Annotated in this window: 22 protein-coding genes and 3 other annotated features; of the genes, 18 read left to right on the top strand and 4 right to left on the bottom strand. The window is 45.6% G+C overall.

Annotation, left to right across the window (positions count from 1 at the left end; all coding sequences use genetic code 11):
• Nucleotides 1-111 precede the first annotated feature (111 nt).
• From NYE49_RS19395 to bacF, 7 genes are all read left to right on the top strand, one after another.
• Nucleotides 112-1,350 (top strand): MFS transporter, encoded by a 1,239-nt coding sequence (locus NYE49_RS19395; protein ID WP_174616693.1) that lies wholly within the window; start codon nucleotides 112-114, stop codon nucleotides 1,348-1,350.
• Nucleotides 1,351-1,502: 152 nt separating this feature from the next.
• A complete protein-coding gene (gene bacA, locus NYE49_RS19390) occupies nucleotides 1,503-2,117 on the top strand; it encodes a prephenate decarboxylase (RefSeq protein WP_047183360.1) in 615 nt (204 codons plus the stop codon).
• Complete coding sequence (gene bacB / locus NYE49_RS19385) at nucleotides 2,107-2,814, top strand: 3-((4R)-4-hydroxycyclohexa-1,5-dien-1-yl)-2-oxopropanoate isomerase (RefSeq protein ID WP_041850399.1); 708 nt, start codon at nucleotides 2,107-2,109, stop codon at nucleotides 2,812-2,814. Before bacA ends, bacB begins: the two co-directional genes overlap by 11 nt.
• 2 nt (nucleotides 2,815-2,816) lie before the next feature.
• Nucleotides 2,817-3,578: a dihydroanticapsin 7-dehydrogenase gene (gene bacC / locus NYE49_RS19380; RefSeq protein WP_047183594.1), complete on the top strand. Its 762-nt coding sequence runs from the start codon at nucleotides 2,817-2,819 to the stop codon at nucleotides 3,576-3,578.
• 18 nt (nucleotides 3,579-3,596) lie between these two features.
• Nucleotides 3,597-5,015 carry an alanine--anticapsin ligase gene (gene bacD / locus NYE49_RS19375; RefSeq protein WP_047183358.1) on the top strand — a complete coding sequence of 473 codons (1,419 nt, stop codon included), beginning with the start codon at nucleotides 3,597-3,599 and terminating at the stop codon, nucleotides 5,013-5,015.
• Nucleotides 5,012-6,196 (top strand): bacilysin exporter BacE, encoded by a 1,185-nt coding sequence (gene bacE, locus NYE49_RS19370; RefSeq protein WP_015384956.1) that lies wholly within the window; start codon nucleotides 5,012-5,014, stop codon nucleotides 6,194-6,196. The genes bacD and bacE overlap by 4 nt, the downstream gene beginning before the upstream one ends.
• A complete protein-coding gene (bacF, locus tag NYE49_RS19365) occupies nucleotides 6,197-7,396 on the top strand; it encodes a transaminase BacF (RefSeq protein ID WP_174616694.1) in 1,200 nt (399 codons plus the stop codon). It begins immediately after the preceding gene.
• A 15-nt stretch (nucleotides 7,397-7,411) separates the two neighbouring features.
• On the opposite strand, the gene bacG is transcribed toward bacF, so the two are convergent.
• Entirely contained in the window at nucleotides 7,412-8,191 is a 780-nt protein-coding gene (gene bacG / locus NYE49_RS19360; protein WP_029726228.1) for an NADPH-dependent reductase BacG, read from the bottom strand.
• Between the two features lie 132 nt (nucleotides 8,192-8,323).
• A complete protein-coding gene (gene hemQ / locus NYE49_RS19355; RefSeq protein ID WP_003227507.1) occupies nucleotides 8,324-9,088 on the bottom strand; it encodes a hydrogen peroxide-dependent heme synthase in 765 nt (254 codons plus the stop codon).
• Nucleotides 9,089-9,357: 269 nt separating this feature from the next.
• Between hemQ and pta the strand changes: the two genes are divergently transcribed.
• The 4 genes from pta to NYE49_RS19335 all read left to right on the top strand — a co-directional run bounded on the left by pta (nucleotide 9,358) and on the right by NYE49_RS19335 (nucleotide 13,325).
• Nucleotides 9,358-10,329 (top strand): phosphate acetyltransferase, encoded by a 972-nt coding sequence (gene pta / locus NYE49_RS19350; protein ID WP_003235941.1) that lies wholly within the window; start codon nucleotides 9,358-9,360, stop codon nucleotides 10,327-10,329.
• Between the two features lie 145 nt (nucleotides 10,330-10,474).
• Entirely contained in the window at nucleotides 10,475-11,374 is a 900-nt protein-coding gene (gene cysL / locus NYE49_RS19345) for a cysJI operon transcriptional regulator CysL (protein ID WP_014481233.1), read from the top strand.
• Nucleotides 11,375-11,422: 48 nt separating this feature from the next.
• Complete coding sequence (gene ywfL / locus NYE49_RS19340; protein ID WP_015483847.1) at nucleotides 11,423-12,268, top strand: octanoyl-[GcvH]:protein N-octanoyltransferase; 846 nt, start codon at nucleotides 11,423-11,425, stop codon at nucleotides 12,266-12,268.
• Between the two features lie 166 nt (nucleotides 12,269-12,434).
• Nucleotides 12,435-13,325, top strand: a complete 891-nt coding sequence (locus NYE49_RS19335; protein WP_015384949.1) for a carboxylate/amino acid/amine transporter — start codon at nucleotides 12,435-12,437, stop codon at nucleotides 13,323-13,325.
• Nucleotides 13,326-13,468: 143 nt separating this feature from the next.
• On the opposite strand, the gene rsfA is transcribed toward NYE49_RS19335, so the two are convergent.
• A complete protein-coding gene (rsfA, locus tag NYE49_RS19330; protein ID WP_047183356.1) occupies nucleotides 13,469-14,245 on the bottom strand; it encodes a prespore-specific transcription regulator RsfA in 777 nt (258 codons plus the stop codon).
• A 214-nt stretch (nucleotides 14,246-14,459) separates the two neighbouring features.
• Here rsfA and NYE49_RS19325 point away from each other — a divergent pair, with 214 nt between their 5' ends.
• The 7 genes from NYE49_RS19325 (at nucleotide 14,460) to NYE49_RS19295 (ending at nucleotide 21,965) form a co-directional block, all read left to right on the top strand.
• The gene (locus NYE49_RS19325) at nucleotides 14,460-14,684 is read left to right on the top strand and encodes a DUF1450 domain-containing protein (RefSeq protein WP_003222050.1); all 225 of its coding nucleotides are present in this window, start codon (nucleotides 14,460-14,462) and stop codon (nucleotides 14,682-14,684) included.
• 160 nt (nucleotides 14,685-14,844) lie between these two features.
• A complete protein-coding gene (locus NYE49_RS19320; RefSeq protein ID WP_015483845.1) occupies nucleotides 14,845-16,146 on the top strand; it encodes an HD domain-containing protein in 1,302 nt (433 codons plus the stop codon).
• A 35-nt stretch (nucleotides 16,147-16,181) separates the two neighbouring features.
• Nucleotides 16,182-16,682: a YwgA family protein gene (locus tag NYE49_RS19315; RefSeq protein ID WP_003227524.1), complete on the top strand. Its 501-nt coding sequence runs from the start codon at nucleotides 16,182-16,184 to the stop codon at nucleotides 16,680-16,682.
• A gap of 111 nt (nucleotides 16,683-16,793) precedes the next feature.
• Nucleotides 16,794-17,264 carry an Rrf2 family transcriptional regulator gene (locus NYE49_RS19310; RefSeq protein ID WP_014478304.1) on the top strand — a complete coding sequence of 157 codons (471 nt, stop codon included), beginning with the start codon at nucleotides 16,794-16,796 and terminating at the stop codon, nucleotides 17,262-17,264.
• A complete protein-coding gene (locus tag NYE49_RS19305) occupies nucleotides 17,264-18,673 on the top strand; it encodes an MFS transporter (RefSeq protein ID WP_047183355.1) in 1,410 nt (469 codons plus the stop codon). Before NYE49_RS19310 ends, NYE49_RS19305 begins: the two co-directional genes overlap by 1 nt.
• Before the next feature lie 46 nt (nucleotides 18,674-18,719).
• Nucleotides 18,720-18,948 (top strand) — a binding site (T-box leader).
• A gap of 33 nt (nucleotides 18,949-18,981) precedes the next feature.
• Nucleotides 18,982-19,203: a binding site (T-box leader), on the top strand.
• Nucleotides 19,204-19,234: 31 nt separating this feature from the next.
• Nucleotides 19,235-19,456: a binding site (T-box leader), on the top strand.
• Nucleotides 19,457-19,509: 53 nt separating this feature from the next.
• On the top strand, nucleotides 19,510-21,426 hold the full coding sequence (thrS, locus tag NYE49_RS19300; protein WP_047183354.1) for a threonine--tRNA ligase: 1,917 nt from the start codon (nucleotides 19,510-19,512) through the stop codon (nucleotides 21,424-21,426).
• A 119-nt stretch (nucleotides 21,427-21,545) separates the two neighbouring features.
• Nucleotides 21,546-21,965: a MarR family transcriptional regulator gene (locus NYE49_RS19295; RefSeq protein WP_003227535.1), complete on the top strand. Its 420-nt coding sequence runs from the start codon at nucleotides 21,546-21,548 to the stop codon at nucleotides 21,963-21,965.
• A 42-nt stretch (nucleotides 21,966-22,007) separates the two neighbouring features.
• Here NYE49_RS19295 and NYE49_RS19290 read toward each other — a convergent pair whose 3' ends face one another.
• Nucleotides 22,008-22,196 (bottom strand): 2-hydroxymuconate tautomerase, encoded by a 189-nt coding sequence (locus NYE49_RS19290; protein ID WP_003222038.1) that lies wholly within the window; start codon nucleotides 22,194-22,196, stop codon nucleotides 22,008-22,010.
• Nucleotides 22,197-22,232 lie beyond the last annotated feature (36 nt).

The raw sequence follows: 22,232 nt of genomic DNA, 5'->3' as shown, positions 1-22,232 counted from the left end.
ATAATAAAACTTATAAATATTTCGTTCGAATTGTAAATAGTGAAAAAACAATGCTAAACTATAATACAACTTTTATGATAAGAAGATTATGGAAGAGGTGTTTGAGAAAGAATGAACAGCAATCAAAACAATGACATCAAAACAAAACATCATTTTCCGTTATTGTTGGCACTGGCTTTAACGATGGGGGTATTTGCAGCCGGATCTGAAGAGCTTGTGATCTCACCGCTGCTGCCGGATTTAGCAAAAGCCTTCAGCTCAGATGTCAGTGTCCTTGCATTATCTATCAGTATTTACGGCATTATGATTTTTATCGGTGCGCCGCTTTTGGTTCCATTAGGCGATAAATACTCCAGAGAACTGAGCTTATTGGCCGGGCTTATGATCTTTATCATAGGAACGGTGATATGCGCTTTGGCTCAAAATATTTTTTTCTTCTTTTTAGGCCGGGCGCTTTCGGGATTGGCTGCGGGAGCGTTTGTTCCGACCGCTTACGCAGTTGTCGGTGATCGTGTTCCTTATACATACCGGGGCAAGGTGATGGGACTGATCGTTTCAAGCTGGTCGCTGGCGCTGATTTTGGGAGTGCCGCTCGGATCATTTACCGGCGGCGTCCTGCATTGGAGATGGACGTTTTGGATTTTCGCCTTGATGGGCGTTTTAGTTGTCCTGCTGATTCTCCTTGAAATGCGCCGCCATGCCCAACATAAAAACAGCGGCAAGGAAGAAATAGAAGAGCCGGCAGGAACATTCCGGGATGCGCTGAAAGTCCCTCGTGTACCTGTTTATATCACGATAACCTTTTGTAATATGATTGGTTTTTACGGTATGTATTCCTTTTTAGGCACCTATCTTCAGGACGTTTTTACCGGAGGAAACACGGCTGCGGGCTTATTTATCATGATTTATGGAATCGGGTTTTCCATGAGTGTGATTACAGGAAAGATAGCCGACCGCATCGGAAAAATGCGCTCCCTTTTGATTGCGCTGGGGGTCATCAGCGTTCTGCTGGCGTGTTTACCATATGCGCCGGCGTCAATGTTTCTGTTAATCGTCAGCCTATTTATTTGGGGATTAATGCAAAGTTTGACGGTGACGCTGCTCAGCACCATTTTGAGTGACTGCTCAGAGCGTCATCGCGGAAAAGTCATGGTGTTTTACAGCCTCGCCTCGAATCTGGCCGTGACATTAGGTTCTGCTTTAATGGGACCCGTCTATGTGGCATACGGCTATGCAGCTGTCGGATTGATTTGCGCAGCCATCACAGTCCTCGGATTTGTGCTCAGTATATTCGCATATAAAAAGTACGGCAAACTTGAGCAGAAGGCCGATCAGTCCTTATCTCAATAAACAAAGTTTCTAAATTCCTATAATTAAAAACCCTTTATAAAGGGTTTTTTTTGTTTGTATGGGAATAATTATCAATATTTTCAAAAAACATTGACAGTTCAATTGCCGCTGGATAAAATTTACTTAAAATTTTAAAAGATTGGTTGGTGCTCATGATTATATTGGATAATAGCATTCAGACAAAAAAAAGAACTGATTCACTATCCAAACTCATTACAGTCAACACGCTCGGCCCTGAGGGGACAAGCAGTGAGTACGCAGCAAAGCATTTCATTTCCAATTTTACTCTTCTACAAGGGCTGAACAGTAAATTGTCCTTGCATGATACTTTTGAATCATGCATCGAAAGGACGCTCCAAAGCCCGCTGGAATATACCATCGTCCCACATGCTTACGATGGTATTAAGCATTTCTACATGAGGCCGGATTTGCAGCTATTGCAGATCTTCAGGTGCGATACACCGATGTACGGCCTGGCTGTTCGTCCTGATTTTGAATTCAGAGACGATATGCTTGATACATCTGTTATTGTTTCACATCCTTCACCTATTAATTTAATCAAATATTTTACCCGCAAAGATGTTCGTTTCAAACTAGTCAATTCAACCAGTCAAGCCGCAAGAAAAGTAAAAGTAGGTTTGTATGACATTGCCTTAACCAATGAGCTTGCACGGCAAAAGTACGGGCTAACCTTTGTAAAAACATTCAAAAGCATTCCAATGAGCTGGTCATTATTTGGAAAAGGAGACGTTGATGATGAAAACTAAAGAAGATATGCAGGAGCTTTATTTCCCGACACCGAAATTAATTGAATGGGAAAACGGAGTGAGGCAGTATTCAACCGTACGAGGGGATACTGAAGTATTAATGTCTTACGTCCCGCCGCATACCAATGTTGAACCCCATCAGCATAAGGAGGTCCAAATCGGCATGGTCGTTTCTGGCGAGCTGATGATGACTGTCGGAGATGTGACAAGAAAAATGACAGCCTTGGAATCTGCCTATATCGCGCCGCCGCATGTGCCTCACGGGGCAAGAAACGACACAGACCAAGAAGTGATTGCTATTGATATCAAGCGGCTGAAAGCTGATGAAACATATACAAGTCCTGAGGACTACTTTTTGGATATTTTCAAAACAAGAGACCTGCTGCCAGGCATGGAAGTCACGTTCTTTGTTGAGGATTGGGTAGAAATTATGCTTGCCAAAATCCCTGGAAATGGCGGAGAAATGCCTTTCCATAAACATCGGAATGAACAAATCGGCATCTGCATCGGCGGCGGCTATGACATGACGGTCGAAGGCTGCACAGTCGAGATGAAATTCGGCACAGCCTATTTCTGTGAGCCTCGTGAAGATCACGGTGCCATCAACCGTTCGGAAAAAGAATCAAAATCGATTAATATCTTCTTCCCGCCGCGCTACAACAGAGCAAAAGCAAAAAAAATGAAGGCGAATGAATGATCATGAACCTCACCGATAAAACCGTCCTCATAACAGGAGGCGCATCAGGCATTGGTTATGCTGCGGTTCAGGCTTTTTTGGGCCAGCAGGCCAATGTGGTTGTGGCGGATATTGATGAAGCGCAGGGAGAAGCAATGGTAAGAAAAGAAAATAATGACAGGTTGCACTTTGTGCAAACGGACATCACAGACGAAGCTGCCTGCCGGCACGCAGTTGAATCGGCGGTTCATACATTTGGCGGACTCGATGTCTTGATTAATAATGCAGGCATCGAAATCGTGGCGCCCATTCACGAGATGGAGCTCAGCGATTGGAACAAGGTGCTGCAAGTCAATTTGACCGGCATGTTTTTAATGAGCAAACATGCACTCAAGCATATGCTGGCTGCCGGCAAGGGCAACATCATTAATACGTGCTCTGTCGGCGGACTCGTGGCATGGCCTGATATTCCTGCCTATAACGCCAGCAAAGGCGGGGTTTTGCAGCTGACTAAATCAATGGCCGTTGATTATGCGAAGCATCAAATTCGCGTGAACTGCGTATGCCCGGGGATCATCGACACACCGCTGAATGAAAAATCATTCCTTGAAAATAACGAAGGCACACTTGAAGAGATCAAAAAAGAAAAGGCGAAGGTAAATCCGCTGCTGAGGCTTGGGAAACCTGAAGAAATCGCAAACGTGATGCTGTTTTTAGCCTCGGATTTATCAAGCTATATGACCGGAAGCGCCATCACCGCAGACGGAGGATACACCGCACAATAGAGAAGGAGTGTTTTACATATGGAGAGAAAAACAGTATTGGTCATCGCTGATCTTGGAGGCTGCCCGCCGCACATGTTTTATAAAAGCGCTGCTGAAAAATATAACCTGGTCAGCTTTATTCCAAGACCTTTTGCAATTACAGCCTCTCATGCAGCATTAATTGAAAAATACTCGGTCGCGGTCATAAAAGATAAAGACTATTTTAAGAGTTTAGCTGATTTTGAGCATCCTGATTCCATTTATTGGGCGCATGAGGATCATAACAAGCCTGAGGAAGAGGTCGTCGAGCAAATCGTCAAGGTTGCCGAAATGTTTGGGGCGGATGCCATCACAACAAACAATGAATTATTCATTGCTCCGATGGCGAAAGCCTGTGAACGTCTGGGCCTGAGAGGTGCCGGCGTGCAGGCAGCCGAAAATGCCAGAGATAAAAATAAAATGAGGGACGCTTTTAATAAGGCCGGAGTCAAATCGATCAAAAACAAACGAGTCACAACTCTTGAAGATTTCCGTGCTGCTCTTGAAGAGATCGGCACACCTCTTATCTTAAAGCCTACATACTTAGCGAGTTCAATCGGTGTAACGCTGATTACGGACACTGAGACGGCAGAAGATGAATTTAACAGAGTCAATGACTATCTGAAATCAATTAACGTGCCAAAGGCGGTTACGTTTGAAGCGCCGTTTATCGCTGAAGAATTTTTACAGGGTGAGTACGGAGACTGGTATCAAACAGAAGGGTACTCCGACTATATCAGTATAGAAGGCATCATGGCTGACGGTGAGTATTTCCCGATCGCCATTCATGATAAAACGCCGCAAATCGGGTTTACAGAGACATCCCACATTACGCCGTCCATTCTGGATGAAGAGGCAAAAAAGAAAATTGTCGAAGCTGCCAAAAAGGCAAATGAAGGGCTTGGACTGCAAAATTGCGCAACACATACAGAGATCAAGCTAATGAAAAACAGAGAACCGGGTTTAATAGAGTCGGCAGCCAGATTCGCAGGCTGGAATATGATCCCTAACATTAAAAAGGTTTTCGGCCTTGATATGGCGCAATTATTATTAGATGTCCTCTGTTTCGGAAAAGACGCCGATCTGCCGGACGGATTATTGGATCAAGAGCCTTACTATGTTGCCGACTGCCATTTGTACCCGCAGCATTTCAAACAAAATGGCCAGATTCCTGAAACTGCTGAGGATTTGGTCATTGAAGCGATCGATATTCCGGACGGACTTTTAAAAGGGAATACTGAAATCGTTTCTTTTTCGGCCGCAGCACCAGGCACTTCAGTTGATTTGACATTGTTTGAAGCTTTCAATTCCATTGCTGCATTTGAACTGAAAGGCAGTAATTCACAGGATGTGGCTGAATCAATCAGACAAATTCAGCAGCATGCGAAGCTGACGGCAAAGTATGTGCTGCCAGTATGAAACAGCTGAAACCCAACTCTAAATACTTGCTTTACGGGCAGGCGCTATCGTTCATGGGAGACTATTGTGTTCTCCCTGCCCTGCTCATTTTGTCTACATATTATCACGATTATTGGGTGACGTCCGGGGTCATTGTGGTCAGAAGCATTCCGATGGTGTTTCAGCCGTTTTTGGGGGTTCTGGTCGACCGGTTAGACAGAATTAAGATCATGCTGTGGACGGATATCATCAGAGGTATCATCTTTTTGGGGCTCACATTTCTTCCAAAAGGCGAGTATCCGCTGATTTTTCTGGCCCTGCTGTTTATTTCTTATGGAAGCGGCGTGTTTTTTAATCCCGCCCGTCTCGCTGTCATGTCGTCCTTGGAATCAGATATTAAAAGCATCAACACGTTATTTGCAAAAGCGACAACCATCTCCATTATCGTCGGGGCGGCTGCCGGAGGGCTCTTTCTGTTAGGCGGATCTGTAGAGCTGGCTGTTGCCTTTAACGGTGTGACATACCTGGTTTCGGCATTTTTTATCAGCCGTATCAAGCTGCAATTTGTGCCGATTCAACCTGAAAACATAAAAGAGGCCTTTCAGTCTTTTAAGGAAGGGCTCAAGGAAATCAAAACCAATGCATTCGTATTAAACGCCATGTTTACGATGATTACAATGGCTTTGCTGTGGGGAGTCGTGTACAGCTATTTTCCGATTGTCAGCCGCTTTCTGGGTGACGGGGAAATCGGCAACTTTATCCTCACATTCTGCATCGGCTTCGGCGGGTTCATCGGAGCGGCGCTTGTCAGCAAATGGGGCTTTAACAACAATAGAGGCCTTACGTACTTTACCGTTTTATCCATTGTCTCACTGGCGCTGTTTTTATTCACGCCGATTTTCGCTGTTTCTGTCATCGCGGCGATCCTCTTTTTCATCGCGATGGAATACGGGGAAGTGCTTGCAAAAGTGAAGGTTCAGGAAAATGCGGCAAACCAGATTCAAGGGCGTATTTTTTCAGTGGCCGAAGCGTCTATCGGATTATGCATTTCTATTGGTTCAATGTTCATTAACATCCTAAGCGCTCCGGTCATTATGGGGCTGATTGTCGTGATCGTATGCGGTTTGTTTCTGCATACGAAGCTCGTCAACAAATCGTTTTTGGAACGGGATAACAAAACGGAGCAAAAAGGAGTCTTTTAGATGGAAATAACACCGTCCGATGTCATCAAGACACTTCCAAGGCAGGAGTTTTCTCTCGTTTTTCAAAAGGTAAAGGAATTGGAAAAAACGGGGGCCCACATCATTAATCTCGGACAGGGGAACTCTGACCTTCCCACTCCGCCGCATATTGTGGAGGCTTTGCGGGAGGCTTCTCTGAATCCTTCGTTTCATGGATACGGCCCTTTCAGGGGCTATCCTTTTTTAAAGGAAGCGATCGCTGCTTTCTATAAAAGGGAATACGGAGTGACAATCAATCCTGAAACGGAGGTCGCGCTTTTCGGAGGCGGGAAAGCAGGCTTGTATGTGCTGACACAATGCCTGCTCAATCCGGGAGACATCGCTTTAGTCCCGAATCCAGGCTACCCTGAATATTTATCAGGGATTACGATGGCGCGAGCTGAGCTTTACGAAATGCCGCTGTATGAAGAAAATGGCTATCTGCCGGATTTTGAAAAGATTGATCCAGCCGTGCTGGAAAAAGCGAAGCTTATGTTTTTAAACTATCCGAACAACCCCACTGGAGCTGTGGCTGATGCGGCTTTTTATGCAAGAGCTGCTGCTTTTGCGAAAGAGCATAACATCCATTTGATTCATGATTTTGCATACGGAGCGTTTGAATTCGATCAAAAACCGGCCAGCTTTCTTGAGGCAGAGGATGCCAAAATTGTCGGAGCAGAGCTTTATTCATTTTCAAAAACATTTAACATGGCCGGCTGGAGAATGGCGTTTGCGGTTGGGAACGAAAAGATCATTCAGGCCGTCAATGAATTTCAGGATCATGTATTTGTCGGCATGTTCGGCGGGCTGCAGCAGGCAGCGAGTGTGGCGCTTTCTGGAGATCCGGAGCATACGGAATCGTTGAAACGAATTTATAAGGAACGAATTGACTTTTTTACGGAGCTTTGCGAAAAGGAACTGGGCTGGAAGATGGAAAAGCCAAAAGGAACCTTTTACGTATGGGCTGAAATTCCGAATACGTTTGAGACATCTCACCAATTTTCCGATTACTTGCTGGAGCATGCCCATGTCGTAGTCACACCGGGCGAAATTTTTGGAAGCAACGGAAAAAGACATGTCAGAATATCAATGGTGTCGAAGCAGGAGGATCTGAGGAAATTTGTCATGCGGATTCAAAAGCTGAACCTGCCGTTCGGGTCATTACAAGAAACATCCCGCTAAAAAGCGGGATGTTTTTTATATGCTTTTCATGCTGCCGCCATCAGCGGAAATTTGCTGTCCCGTGATGTAGGAGGCTTCCTCAGAGGCAAGAAACGCGGCGAGCGCTGCGGTTTCTTCGGCTGATCCGACCCGTTTCATCGGAATCCCGGAAGCAATCTGTTCCTCTGCTTTCTGTTTGGATATGCTGTTCTTTTTCATCACATTTTCCACAAATTGATGATAACGGTCTGTAGCGATAAAACCAGGATTCAGACAGTTGACAGTAATGTTGTGAGGAGCAAGCTGGATGGAAATATTTTTACTGGCGTTAATTAAAGCGGCATTCATCATACTGTTTGTGAACATGTTGGCGCCGGGTTCCTTCCACAGATTTCCGACAATGTTGATGATTCTGCCAAACTCGTTTTGTTTCATCAGTGAGGAAGCACGCTTGATTGCGTCAATATAGGCAACGGTCTTTTGAGTGAACGTGGCCGTCATATCGTCTATATTGCAGTTATCAAATGTATCAGGCGCGCCGCCCGGGATATTATTAATCAGAACATCAAGCCGTCCGCATTGAGATTCGATTTCCTGAAAAATGCCCGCTCTCGTATGCCGGTCAGACATATCTCCCGCAAGGACAATGACGCTCGCCTCAGGATGCTTGGCCAAAATGTCTTCTTTGACAGATTCAATATTATCCAAATTTCGCGAATTAATGACGAGGGAAAAATGCTGGTCTGCTAATTTCAGAGCGATTGCTTTCCCGATCCCTTGACTGGCTCCCATAACAAATGCGGTTCGTTTTGACAAATAACTGCACCCCTTTGAAAAAATTGGATTATTATCTACATCGTAAGAAAAAACGAAGAAAATAGCAAATTTTATTTAAATTCTGATAAATGGGGTTTGAAAAACTCCCGCCGGATAGGGCGGGAGGGGATATTATACATATAGGAATTGAGGAAGTGTATCAAGCGAAAGGTGATTGCCGACAAAGAATGAACCAAATTCGCCATAGCGAGCGCTGACTTCGTCAAAACGCATTTCATACACTAACTTCTTGAATTGAAGGACATCATCGCTGAATAATGTAACGCCCCACTCGTAATCGTCAAAGCCGACAGAGCCGGTGATGATCTGTTTGACTTTGCCCGCATAGCTGCGGCCGATTAAACCGTGGCTTCTCATCAAGTTTCTGCGTTCTTCCATTGAAAGCATGTACCAGTTGTCATTGCCGGATCTTCTTTTATCCATTGGATAGAAGCATACATATTTTGATTCGGGCAGTTCAGGGTAAAGGCGAGCGCGCACATGCGGATTTTCATAAGGATCGCCGTCACCGCTTGCCAAGTAGTTGCTCAGCTCTACCACTGAAACGTAGGAGTATGCCGGAATGGTGAACTCAGCAAGTCTTGATTTGTTGAATTCAAGCTCAATTTGATTTAATTCTTCCATTGTAGGACGAAGGATCATCAGCATAAAATCAGCTTTTTGGCCGACGATGCTGTAAAGAGTTTGCGATCCTTTTCCTTCTTTTTGGGCTACGCCCCATTTTTCAAGCAACCCGGTGAATTCATGTATGATAGATTGGCGCTCATCACTGGACAGCAGCTTCCAGGAAGTCCAATCCATTGTGCGGAAATCATGAAGCGCATACCAGCCGTCAAGCGTTTTTGCCGCTTCATTTGTCATTTGCTGTTCACTCATTTATCTTCACTCCCATTATCTTTTCATGATTGCCTTCACTATACCATAGTTTATCCGATTCTACTGTGGAGAAACCTTGAACATCCCTTCCGTATAACTCCATCAAAATAGAAGAACCTATAAGGGTAGATTGAGTCACTTAAATTAGTTAGAAAAATAAGATTTTTTTATGAAAGCGCTATAATGAAAGTTGGCTGTTTGAATTTGATTGGAAGAAGAGTATGCTAGTAAAAGAAAGCGTTTTTGTAACTTTTTGAGGAGGTTTTATTGTGGCAGATTTATTTTCAACAGTGCAAGAAAAAGTAGCTGGAAAAGACGTTAAAATTGTATTTCCTGAAGGCTTAGACGAGCGTATTTTAGAAGCGGTCAGCAAGCTTGCAGGAAACAAAGTGCTGAATCCGATTGTGATCGGCAATGAAAATGAGATCCAAGCAAAAGCAAAAGAATTGAACCTTACGCTGGATGGCGTTAAGATTTATGATCCTCATACATATGAAGGCATGGAAGACCTTGTACAAGCATTCGTAGAACGCCGCAAAGGCAAAGCGACAGAAGAACAGGCTCGCAAAGCGTTATTAGACGAGAACTACTTCGGTACAATGCTGGTGTATAAAGGCCTTGCAGACGGACTCGTAAGCGGAGCTGCTCACTCGACAGCTGACACTGTCCGCCCGGCTCTTCAAATCATCAAAACAAAAGAAGGCGTGAAAAAGACTTCAGGCGTGTTCATCATGGCTCGCGGGGAAGAGCAATACGTATTCGCAGATTGCGCGATCAACATTGCGCCTGACAGCCAAGACCTTGCCGAGATTGCGATCGAAAGTGCCAATACGGCAAAAATGTTCGACATTGAGCCTCGCGTGGCAATGCTCAGCTTCTCTACAAAAGGCTCAGCAAAATCTGATGAAACAGAAAAAGTAGCGGATGCAGTGAAAATCGCGAAAGAAAAAGCGCCTGAACTGACACTTGACGGCGAATTCCAATTTGATGCTGCATTTGTTCCATCTGTAGCTGAGAAAAAAGCGCCGGATTCCGAGATCAAAGGGGACGCTAACGTATTCGTATTCCCAAGCCTTGAAGCAGGAAACATCGGCTATAAAATCGCTCAGCGTTTGGGCAACTTTGAAGCGGTAGGACCAATCCTGCAAGGTTTAAATATGCCTGTAAACGACCTTTCAAGAGGATGTAACGCTGAAGATGTTTACAATCTCGCATTAATTACAGCGGCGCAAGCACTGTAATAAAAATGAAGACGATGGCAGCTCTCGACCGAGGGCTGCCTTTTTTGCGCTTCCGTATAGCCTTCTTTACCAAGACGGATGATATGAGTACAATAAAGAAAACTAATCATAACCATATATTTCATTAATGACAGGGGTGGGGTTTTTGTATTACGACGTGCTGAAAACGTTTATAGCGGTGGTAGAAGAAAAAAACTTCACAAAAGCGGCAGAAAAGCTGATGATCTCCCAGCCCAGCGTCAGTCTGCATATCAAAAATCTTGAGAAAGAATTTCAAACGGCTCTTCTGAACAGGTCGCCAAAACACTTTACGACAACGCCGACAGGAGACATTTTATATCAAAGAGCAAAGCAAATGGTGTTTCTCTACGAACAAGCCAAGGCTGAAATCTATGCGCATCATCACTATGTGAAGGGCGAATTGAAAATAGCTGCAAGCTTTACAATCGGTGAGTATATTCTTCCGCCGCTATTGGCCCAGCTGCAAAAGCTGTATCCAGAGCTGAATCTAGATGTCATGATTGGCAATACAGAGGAGGTCAGCGAGCGTGTGCGGATGCTTCAGGCTGATATCGGGCTGATTGAAGGACATACAAACGAGAATGAGCTGGAAATTGAACCGTTCATGGAGGATGAAATGTGCATTGCCGCTCCAAATCAGCATCCGCTCGCCGGGCGGAAAGAGATTTCGATCAGCGATTTGCAGAACGAAGCGTGGGTGACAAGAGAGAAAGGCTCCGGGACGAGAGAATATCTCGATCATGTACTCAGTTCAAATGGACTTCGGCCGAAATCAATGTTCACCATCAGCAGCAATCAAGGTGTAAAGGAAGCGGTGATCAACGGCATGGGACTTTCGGTTCTATCCAGAAGCGTGCTGCATAAGGATTTGATCCACCGCGAAATTTCAATTCTGCATATTAAAGATTTCTCGTTAAAGCGCAAGCTGTCTTACATTCATTCTCCTCTCATGGAGAATACAAAAAATAAAGAAATTTTTATTACGATGCTGAAAAGCAATTATCAATCACAGCTGCTGAAATGATATAATAGTTTTCGTTCAATAAGCCTAACATGAAAGGGTTTTACATAGATGGCAAACCAACCGATTGATTTACTGATGCAGCCGAAATGGAGAGTCATTGACCAATCCAGCCTCGGCCCTTTATTTGATGCGAAGCAATCCTTCGCAATGGATGATACGCTGTGCATGTCCGTCGGAAAAGGCGTGTCGCCGGCGACAGCGCGCTCATGGGTGCACCACGATACAATTGTCCTTGGAATACAGGATACACGCCTCCCGTTTTTGCAGGATGGCATCTCCTTGCTGGAGAGTGAAGGATACCGTGTGATCGTACGCAATTCCGGCGGTCTTGCCGTCGTATTGGATGACGGTGTTTTAAATATCTCTCTCATATTCGAGGACGAAAAGAAAGGCATCGATATAGACAAAGGATATGAAGCGATGGTTGAGCTGATGAGGCGAATGCTGAGACCGTACAACGCAAAGATCGAAGCCTATGAAATTGAAGGGTCTTATTGTCCCGGCAGCTATGACCTCAGTATAAATGGCAAAAAGTTCGCCGGCATCTCTCAGAGACGCGTTCGCGGCGGAGTCGCTGTTCAAATTTATCTCTGTGCGGATAAAAGCGGCAGTGAAAGGGCCGACTTGATCAGACGATTCTATCAAGCGGCGCTGAAAGACAAACAAAACGATAAAAAAGGCGTCTATCCTGAAATACGTCCGGAAACGATGGCGTCCTTAAGTGAGCTTCTGCAAAAAGACATCTCCGTACAAGACTTAATGTTCGCTTTATTGACGGAATTAAAAGTGTTAAGCACCCATCTTTATTCAGCTGGACTGTCCATTGATGAGGAAATGGAATTTGAGAAAAACCTCGTGCGGATGGCTGAGCGGAATGCAAAGGTATTTGGGTGAACGTTCTTCGCATGCCGGCTGTATATGCCGGCATGCATTTTTTATTTCAAGCGGCATTTACCCCAATAATCTTATTTTCAGATAAATCCTTCTTACATAAAGATAACCACGACAAAAAGAAAAACGATAAAATGACATCAGCATCCATATTAAAGGGGAGAGGCAGATGAAAGGGAATATTTACAGCCTTTTTGTATTGATTGCGGCTTTTTTCTGGGGGACCACGGGAACCGTTCAGGCGTTGGCTCCAGAAAGCGCCACACCGCTGGCATTTGGAGCGTTCAGGTTATTAATAGGAGGAAGCGCCATGCTGCTTGCGGTTTGGATCAGCCGGGAGCTTCACGTGAAAAATTGGTCATGGCCGCTCGTATTTTTAGCCGCTGTTTGTATGGCGTGTTACCAGCCGCTGTTTTTCACAGCTGTTAAAGAAACGGGAATTGCGGTGGGAACTGTGATTGCCATCGGCAGTGCGCCTATCATTGCCGGGACCCTCGAGTGGGCCGTATTGAAGAAACGCCCGCGAAACTCCTGGTGGATTGCGACTGTGCTGGCTTTAGCGGGTTGCTGGCTTCTGTTTTCCGACAGTTCCAATGTTCGGATTGATGTGGCTGGTGTTCTTATGGCGCTTGGAGCTGGTGCTTCTTTTGCGGGCTATACGCTCATCAGTAAAGCGATGATGATAACCCAGCCTCCGCGAGCGACCTCCGCTGTTGTCTTTATGATCAGCGCCATCTTGCTGACGCCGCTACTATGGCAGTCAGATATCTCGTGGATATTGACCCCTAGAGGACTGGGAACAAGCCTTTACATCGGGTTAATTGCAACATGCTCCGCATACTTTTTGTTTGCGAAAGGGCTTACAGGGGTTCCGGCTTCGGCGGCGGTCACGCTGTCTTTAGCTGAACCGCTGACGGCTTCATTGCTTGGCGTGTTTTTCATAGGGGAAATGCTTTCGCCTTCCTCGTGGCTGGGCATTGCGCTTATGATGCTGGGTCTTTTGGTCATTTCTGCTGCGCCTCGGAAACAAAAAACGGCCGAGGCAGCTCACATGTCTTAATAGATTCACATAAGCTTGGCCTCATTTTACAAGAATAGCTGATCCGGCTGCAAAATGAGGGAATTCTCTTTTCTCAATAGAAAAGGGAATTTTGCACATGGCGAAAATCCCAAAACAGCTGCCCGTTTTGGGATTTTTCTATGTCATTCCGCTAATTTTTCTAAATTGCCGTTCCGGTCCATTTTGAAGGACGGAGAGGCATGTTCATCTTCTTCAAATAAAACTAGCTTTCTGGCTCTGTTCATAATTTTCACCAAGGTTTCATAATCTTCTTGGATCGTTTTTTGGTCTTTTTCAAGCTTTTTAACTTCTGCCTCAAGCTGCTCTGTTTTGTTTTGCAATTCCTGATTTTCTTTCTTTAAACGCTCGTTTTCCATTTTTAATGCTGATGATTGCTCGTTATTGCCTTCGTAATTCTGCAGGAAGCGGATCACATCATTCATCGTCATCTCAGGCGCAGCTGCAGGCGTTTGAGGAGACAATAAGTGTGATAGACTAGCTAACTCTTCCTTAAAGCTTTCATCGACAAAAGGCATATGTTCGCCAGACATTAAAGGTTGCTCATTTTCGACAGATGGTGTTTCCGTTTTAACCGGCTCTTCTCCAGCGGTTTCTTGAGTGATTTCAGGATCAACGGCAGGAGGCTGATATAATAATCTTTTTTTCGCAGGCTGCCCGTTTCCGAGCGCTCTCATCCGCTGCTTTCGTTGTTTTTTTGCAAGCTGAAGCGCTTTTTCATATTGATGGCGGACCACTGCGTTCCATCTGAATCCGCAGGCTGCGGATGTCCGGTTTAATTTATCGCCGACTTCTTCAAAGGCGTTCAGCTGAGTGCTGCCCTCTCTCACATGCCGAAGCACTGTTTCGGCTAAAAGCAGATCGTTTTCCTCTGACCAAGCGTCTTGTCGCTGTTTTGTCATTTATCTCAACTCCCATTTTTCTTTTCATGGTATTAGAATGTCCAGGTTGGAAAATATTTATACAAATCGGCTGAAAGAATAGGAGATACGAAGGATGGAGCGGCTTGCAGGAACAGTCGAATCCTTGTAAAATGAAGAGTGATGTGATTTTTTTTTAAAAGCGATTTTAGGTTATTCACATAGATGAACATAGAAATGAAGGGAAGCGTACGTCATGGCTAATGAATTTCGAGTGTGTGATGATTGCCAAGCCACTAATATCAAAACATTGCTGCCGCGTTTGAAAGAAGTGGACCCGGACGCAAAGGTTGAGGTAGGATGCCAATCTTATTGCGGGCCCGGACGGAAAAAATCATTTGCTTTTGTGAACAATCGCCCGCTGTCAGCTCCGACAGAGGATGAGCTGATTGACAAAGTAAAAAAGAAAATAAAAAAGTAAAACATATTTTTTCTTAGCCTCGGCCATCAGGTCAGGCTTTTTTGCTTCACAAGATGTGTTTTTCATGAAGATGGAACAAATCGCCGGGCAAATTCAAGGATGTTTTCAAAGAATAGAGTCGATATAATAGAAACACGGCTAAAAAAAAGAGGGAATGACGATGGCGTATCCAAATGGAAAATTATCAGAAGAAAAAGTGTTTAAAGATCCGGTGCACCGCTATGTTCATGTTCGGGACAAGCTGATATGGGATTTAATCGGAACCCGTGAATTTCAGCGTCTCCGCAGAATTAAGCAGCTCGGCACGACCTATTTGACGTTCCATGGGGCTGAGCACAGCCGGTTCAACCATTCTCTCGGTGTCTATGAAATTGTCAGAAGAATGGTTGATGACGTCTTTAAAGGCCGCCCTGAATGGGATGACAGTGAGCGCGAACTCTGTTTGGCCGCGGCGCTGCTTCATGACCTCGGGCACGGGCCGTTCTCGCATTCATTTGAAAAGGTCTTTCACCTTGACCACGAGGATTTTACAAGAGATATCATTTTGGGAGACACGGAGGTTAATCAGGTGCTCAGAAAGGTGAGCCCGGGTTTCCCTCAGGATGTTGCTGAAGTCATTGCCAAAACATATAAAAACAAGCAAGTGGTCAGCCTGATTTCGAGTCAGATTGACGCAGACCGCATGGATTACCTCCAGCGCGACGCATATTATACGGGCGTCAGCTACGGCCATTTTGATATGGAGCGGATTCTTCGGGTGATGCGGCCGCGCGAGGATCAGATCGTCATTAAAGAAAGCGGAATGCACGCTGTCGAAGACTATATCATGAGCCGTTACCAAATGTACTGGCAGGTCTACTTCCATCCTGTGACTAGAAGTGCAGAGGTCATTTTAACGAAGATTCTTCACAGGGCGAAGCAGCTGCACGATGAAGGCTATGTCTTCACTCACGCTCCGGTTCATTTCTATTCTATTTTTGAAGGGAAATTGACACTGGAGGATTATGTAAAGCTGGATGAATCTATTATTTTGTATTACTTCCAGGCCTGGGAGGAGGAAGAAGACGCGATTTTATCCGACTTGTGCCGCAGATTCATTAACCGCCAGCTGTTCCAATACGTTGAATTCAATCCGAATGAAGAAATGTCGGCTTATTTTGAGCTGACTTCATTGTTCAAAGAGGCGGGGATCGATCCGAGCTATTATTTGGTCGTTGATTCTTCATCAGATCTGCCATACGATTTTTACCGGCCGGGAGAGGAAGAGGAGCGTCTGCCGATCCATCTCTTGACGCAAAACGGCCAAATTAAAGAGCTGTCCAGGCAGTCGGCTATTGTGGAATCCATCTCAGGTAAACGGCGGACGGACCACAAGCTGTACTATCCGAAGGACTTGATTTGTGACGGCTCTAAACATCCGGAAGCGAAAATGAAAATCCGGCAGCTGCTGGGACTGACATAGAAATTGGAAAGAAGGAAAAAGGAGATGTCGGGAATTTGTTGAAAGAACATGCAAAACTGATGAAGGTGTTCTCGGATTCTGGAGAAATCATCGGGCGAAAGAAGCTGCAGAAAATGATTTATATCGCCAAGAAAATGCAGTTTCCTTTCTATGAGAAATATGATTTTCACTTTTACGGACCATATTCAGAGGAACTGACGCTCCAGATTGAAGAGCTGTGCAACCTTGGATTTCTGCATGAGGTGAAGGAAAAAAAGGGCGGCTACTTTCAATACCGGTATTCGCTGACTGAGACAGGCTCCGCATTTTTAGACCATGCTGATCTGGACATGCCGGATATGAAAGGCTACATTGACAGTGTAAACAGCCGTTCATCACGGTTTTTAGAGCTTGTTTCCACGATCCTTTACTTTGACGGGCTTGAGGATGAGGAAAAGAAAGAAAAAGTCTTTACAATCAAAAGCAAGCAAAAATATACAAATGAAGAATATGACGAAGCGCTTCAATACATAGAGGAACTGAAGCAGATTTGTTAACCATACCAAGCAAAAGAAATGATCCGTTTCTTTTGCTTTTTTTATTGACAAAATCTGCTAAGAGATTCATTATGGATAATAGTTATCCATAATGAATCAGGAGTGAATAGGATGAAAATGAAATCAGGAATGGAGCAGGCGGTTTCTGTGCTGCTGTTACTGTCACGGCTGCCGGTACAGGCTTCTTTGACGTCAGAGGCTATAAGCCAGCGATTGCGTGTGTCTCCGTCTTACTTGAAGAAGCTGATGAGAACATTAGTTCAAGCCGGTTTGGCAGAATCCTTACCAGGGACGAAGGGCGGTTTTACCCTGACGAAGCCTTTGGCTGACATTACGCTTTATGATGTTTATCAAGCGGTCGAAGGCAGAGGTTCGATGTATCAGGGGAAAGGCCTGCTGCAATCTGTATTTGAGGGAGAAAGTCACTGTGTGCTGGAGACAGTCATGGGGGAAATCGAGGATAAATGGGCCAATCTCATGAGAGAAGAATCCTTGCAGCATGTCATGGACAGAGTCGGGGAATTGTATGATCTTGAAAAAATAGATGATTGGGTAATCAAGCAAGTGAAAGGGCAATTGTAATGAAAAATAGCGGGTCTATACAAGAATCAACATCATCAACAGGCATATCCGTGCTGATCGTGCTCGCACTTGGTTTCCTCATGGCAACTCTTGATGTGACCGTTGTGAATGTGGCGATGGCGGATATGAAAAACACTCTTTCAATGTCACTTTCAGGTGTAACGTGGGTTGTGGACGGGTACATTCTTACTTTTGCGTCGCTTCTGCTGGCGGGCGGAGCCTTGGCTGACCGTTTCGGCTCGAAGACGATCTATATCTTAGGTCTAGCCGTTTTTGTTCTGGCCTCCTGTGTATGCGCTGCATCTATAAATGGGCAGATGCTGATTGCCGGACGTCTCATACAGGGAATTGGAGCAGCTTTGTTTATGCCAAGCTCACTCAGCCTTTTGGCTGCCTCTTATCCTGATGAGCGGGTGCGGGCGAGAATGTTTGGGCTGTGGGCCGCGCTTGTTTCCGCCGCTTCAGGCCTTGGGCCCTTTATCGGGGGAGTGCTGGTACAGTTGGCGGGCTGGCAGAGTATTTTTCTGATCAATGTGCCAATAGGGGCTGCTGCGCTCATTTCAGCTTACCGAATCCTTAGCCGCGTTCCGGGAAAAAGCAGCCGCGTGAACATCGTTGGGCATCTGCTTGGCATGATGGCTCTCGGGTTTCTTTCCTATGCTTTGATACAGGGGCCTTCAGCGGGCTGGCGCTCGCCAGTGATTCTTGTAGCATTTACTGCAGCGATTTTGGCATTTGTGCTGTTTTTGCTGCGGGAAATTTCTGCAAAAGCACCCATCCTGCCGGCGTCCTTATACAAAAACGGCCGCTTCTCAGCTGCCCAATTTATCGGGTTTTTGCTGAATTTCGCCCTTTTTGGCGGCATGTTTATGCTCAGCCTTTTTTTGCAGGAAGCAGGAGATGCAAGTTCCTTTATGGCTGGAGTGGAGCTGCTGCCGATGATGGCGGTCTTCGTGATCGGCAATCTGCTGTTTGCCCGTCTGGCGAATCGGTTTGAAGCCGGGCAGCTTATGTTTGTATCAATGGCGGTCAGCTGTATCATTGCATTGCTGTTGTTTGTGCTGATTTCCCCGGATTTTCCTTATTGGCAGCTGGCGGTATTGATGTCTGTTATGAACCTCTGTACCGGTATTACAGTTCCTGCCATGACAACTGTGATCATGCAGGCTGCCGGGCAAAGACATGCGAATATCGCCGGTGCGGCGTTAAATGCAAACCGGCAAATCGGAGCCTTGGTCGGCGTAGCGATAACCGGGGTGATCATTCATCTGTCCGCCACTTGGTATGCCGGTGCCGGGTTTACGTTTTTGATGATGGGAGCGGCATACAGCCTCGCTGCATTGCTTGTATGGCTGTTTCTGGCTGCCCATAACGGAACTGCTGCGTCAGAAAAAAATGTAAATCACTGATTGCGCTTTGTGGGAATATATAGTAAGATATAAAAAATTATTGAAACAACAGGCACTGATAAGGACACGAGATGCTTTTTACGGTTTCCAGAGAGGGAAGGACAGCTGAGATCTTCCTAACGCAGGGAAAGCAGCTTACCGCCTTTGAGCCGTATCGGGGAAAACAAGTATCTGATACCGTCATGCTGCGTTACAGCATCTTCAAGCCGATCACCATGTGTAATTGATCGGGAATTTGGGTGGAACCACGGATAATCAACACATTCGTCCCTTTTAGAGGGACGGGTGTGTTTTTTTATATGAACTACATAAATGCGTTGAAAAGGACACGAATGATAGTTACGGTTTTCAGAGAGGGAAGGAAAGGTGAGAGCTTCCCAGCTTAGGAATATCATTTACCGCCTTGGAGCAGCATTGGGGAACTGAAGTATCCAATGCCGTCTATGCTGCGTTACAGCACCGAGCCGACAATATAGTATTTGTCGGGAACTTGGGTGGAACCACGGGTTAATCACACACTCGTCCCTATCTGTGGGACGGGTGTGTTTTTTTATGAATTGAATACATGCGATGAAAAGGACACGAATGATAGTTACGGTTTTCAGAGAGGGAAGGAAAGGTGAGAGCTTCCCAGCTTAGGAATATCATTTACCGCCTTGGAGCAGCATTGGGGAACTGAAGTAACCAATGCCGTCTATGCTGCGTTACAGCACCGAGCCGACAACATAGTATTTGTCGGGAACTTGGGTGGAACCACGGGTTAATCACACACTCGTCCCTATCTGCGGGACGGGTGTGTTTTTTTATATACAACAATGAATAAGGAGTGTTCTAAAATGAGTAAACATGTACACATTCAGCTTCCGGACGGACAGATCCAGGAATATCCGAAAGGCATCACAATCAAAGAAGCGGCTGGTTCTATCAGTTCCAGTCTGCAAAAGAAAGCGGCCGCAGGTCAGGTCAACGGCAAGCTTGTTGATCTCAGTTTCAAGCTGGAGGAAGATGCTGAGCTTTCGATTGTCACACTCGATTCACAAGAAGGCTTGCAGGTGCTTCGCCACACAACAGCGCACGTGCTGGCCCAAGCAGTAAAACGGCTGTACGGCGAAGTGTCATTGGGGGTAGGGCCTGTGATTTTAGACGGCTTCTACTATGACATGAAGCTGGGGAAAAGCTTGGCATCAGGAGACTTAGAGGCCATCGAAAAAGAAATGAAAAACATAATAAATGAAAACCTTGAAATCAAACGTATGGAGGTTTCTTACGAAGAGGCTGAAGAGCTGTTTGCACAAAAAAACGAGCGGCTCAAGCTTGAGATTTTAAAGGATATTCCGCGTGGGGAGGATATCACACTGTACCAGCAAGGGGAATTCGTTGACCTGTGCCGCGGGCCGCACCTCCCTTCTACAGGAATGATCAAGGCGTTCAAACTGACAAGAGTATCAGGCGCTTATTGGCGCGGAGACAGCAAAAATGAAGTCCTGCAGCGGGTGTACGGGGTTGCGTTTCAAAAGAAAAAAGATTTGGATGCGCACCTGCATATGCTGGAAGAAGCGGCAAAACGAGACCATCGCAAGCTCGGCAAACAGTTAGGGCTGTTTATGTTTTCTGAAGAAGCGCCGGGGATGCCGTTTTATTTGCCGAAAGGGCAGATTGTCCGCAATGAGCTGGAGCGCTTCTCGCGTGAGCTGCAAACAAATGCCGGCTACGATGAGGTGCGTACGCCGTTTATGATGAATCAGCGGTTATGGGAGCAGTCAGGCCATTGGGACCATTATCGCGACAATATGTACTTTTCAGAAGTGGATGATACAAGGTTCGCAATGAAGCCGATGAATTGTCCCGGCCACATGCTCATCTTTAAAAACAGCCTGTATTCTTATCGGGATCTGCCGATTCGCATGGCGGAATTCGGACAGGTGCACCGCCATGAATACAGCGGCGCTTTAAACGGAATGCTTCGCGTTCGGACGTTCTGTCAGGATGACGCCCATATTTTCGTTCGGGAGGATCAGATTGAGAGTGAGATCAAAGAAGCGATTCGGCTGATTGATGAGGTATATCGGACATTTGGTTTCGAGTATTCAGTTGAGCTTTCGACTCGCCCGGAGGATTCATTAGGCGATGACAGCCTTTGGGAAGCGTCGGAATGTGCCTTAGCACGCGTCCTTGAGGAGCTTGGCCTCTCTTATGAGATCAATGAAGGTGATGGGGCGTTTTACGGGCCGAAAATTGATTTCCACATAAAAGATGCCCTGAAACGGAGCCACCAATGCGCGACAATTCAGCTTGATTTTCAAATGCCGGAAAAATTTGATTTAACATATATCAACGAACTCAATGAGAAGGTTCGTCCCGTTGTCATCCACAGAGCGGTTTTCGGCTCAATCGACCGTTTCTTCGGCATTTTGATCGAGCATTACGGCGGGGCTTTTCCAGTCTGGCTCGCACCGATCCAGGTTCAAATCATACCGGTTTCGCACGTTCACTTAGACTATTGCAGAAAAGTGCAGGCGGAGCTGAAGCAGGTGGGGATAAGAGCCGGCATTGATGATCGCAATGAGAAGCTGGGCTATAAAATCAGAGAATCGCAGGTGCAGAAAATCCCGTACGTGCTGGTGCTTGGAGATCATGAGGAGCAGGAGGATGCGGTAAACGTCCGCCGATTCGGACATCAGCAGAATGAACACGTTCCTTTTCAGACATTTAAAGATGAGCTTGTGAAACAGGTGGAAAATCGAGGCATGTAGGATAAAAGCTGTGAATTCACATTTTGCTTTTTTGACTTTCCCTATTCGGAATCAGTAAAATAATAAGTAAATCATATCGTTCGTATGTTATGAATGCATCTCGAAATGGGGAAATTGACATGGACCATGACAAACTGGAAGCAAATTTGCTGGATCACGCACTTACAAAATATTTGAAAAGCACGAAGCAATTAGATGAAGCCACCGTTCCGAAACACGTGAATAATGTAAGAGGTTTTATTCTGCGGATCATATACAGACATGGGAGCTGCACCATAAAGGATATTTTGAAGGAGGTCACACTGTCTCCCTCTGCCACGACCACAGCTCTGAATCATTTAGAGCAGGAAGGGTTTATTGAGAGATCCAGAAATAACAATGACCGCCGCACTGTATGGATTACGCTTTCTGAATCGGGCCGGGGAGCGGCTGAACAAATGATCGAAAACCGCCAGCAGCTGATTGACGGCATGTTTGAACGTTTAACAGCCGAAGAGAAAGAGACGTTCTTGGCGATTATTGCGAAGTTGGCTCAATAGGGATAATAAAAGCCGGTGCGCGAAGCGCCGGCTTTATAGAGATTATTCCATATCGCTCAGGCGTTTGCCTGCGACGGCATAATGGTCTTTTCTCATTTCTTCTATAAAGACAACAATTTTTTCTTCAGAAGCACCGGTTGTTTCCTTTACGGCTTCTGTTACTTTCTCGACAAGATTGCGTTTTTGCTCGTCTGTACGGCCTTCGAGCATTTTGACAGTTACGTATGGCATGGGTGCTGAATCCTCCTTTATCTCGTTTCCTCTCTT

This window comes from Bacillus sp. FSL L8-0358 (assembly GCF_038593095.1).
Lineage (GTDB): Bacteria > Bacillota > Bacilli > Bacillales > Bacillaceae > Bacillus > Bacillus subtilis.
The sequence above is the reverse complement of the archived record's forward strand: the minus strand, read 5'-3'. Positions and strand labels throughout refer to the sequence as shown.

Coding starts and splice junctions, on each gene's coding strand:
- NYE49_RS19395 (WP_174616693.1), top strand. CDS start 112: ATGAACAGCAATCAAAACAATGACATCAAAACAAAACATCATTTTCCG.
- bacA (WP_047183360.1), top strand. CDS start 1,503: ATGATTATATTGGATAATAGCATTCAGACAAAAAAAAGAACTGATTCA.
- bacB (WP_041850399.1), top strand. CDS start 2,107: ATGAAAACTAAAGAAGATATGCAGGAGCTTTATTTCCCGACACCGAAA.
- bacC (WP_047183594.1), top strand. CDS start 2,817: ATGAACCTCACCGATAAAACCGTCCTCATAACAGGAGGCGCATCAGGC.
- bacD (WP_047183358.1), top strand. CDS start 3,597: ATGGAGAGAAAAACAGTATTGGTCATCGCTGATCTTGGAGGCTGCCCG.
- bacE (WP_015384956.1), top strand. CDS start 5,012: ATGAAACAGCTGAAACCCAACTCTAAATACTTGCTTTACGGGCAGGCG.
- bacF (WP_174616694.1), top strand. CDS start 6,197: ATGGAAATAACACCGTCCGATGTCATCAAGACACTTCCAAGGCAGGAG.
- hemQ (WP_003227507.1), bottom strand. CDS start 9,088: ATGAGTGAACAGCAAATGACAAATGAAGCGGCAAAAACGCTTGACGGC.
- ywfL (WP_015483847.1), top strand. CDS start 11,423: ATGGCAAACCAACCGATTGATTTACTGATGCAGCCGAAATGGAGAGTC.
- NYE49_RS19335 (WP_015384949.1), top strand. CDS start 12,435: ATGAAAGGGAATATTTACAGCCTTTTTGTATTGATTGCGGCTTTTTTC.
- rsfA (WP_047183356.1), bottom strand. CDS start 14,245: ATGACAAAACAGCGACAAGACGCTTGGTCAGAGGAAAACGATCTGCTT.
- NYE49_RS19325 (WP_003222050.1), top strand. CDS start 14,460: ATGGCTAATGAATTTCGAGTGTGTGATGATTGCCAAGCCACTAATATC.
- NYE49_RS19320 (WP_015483845.1), top strand. CDS start 14,845: ATGGCGTATCCAAATGGAAAATTATCAGAAGAAAAAGTGTTTAAAGAT.
- NYE49_RS19310 (WP_014478304.1), top strand. CDS start 16,794: ATGAAAATGAAATCAGGAATGGAGCAGGCGGTTTCTGTGCTGCTGTTA.
- NYE49_RS19305 (WP_047183355.1), top strand. CDS start 17,264: ATGAAAAATAGCGGGTCTATACAAGAATCAACATCATCAACAGGCATA.
- thrS (WP_047183354.1), top strand. CDS start 19,510: ATGAGTAAACATGTACACATTCAGCTTCCGGACGGACAGATCCAGGAA.
- NYE49_RS19295 (WP_003227535.1), top strand. CDS start 21,546: ATGGACCATGACAAACTGGAAGCAAATTTGCTGGATCACGCACTTACA.
- NYE49_RS19290 (WP_003222038.1), bottom strand. CDS start 22,196: ATGCCATACGTAACTGTCAAAATGCTCGAAGGCCGTACAGACGAGCAA.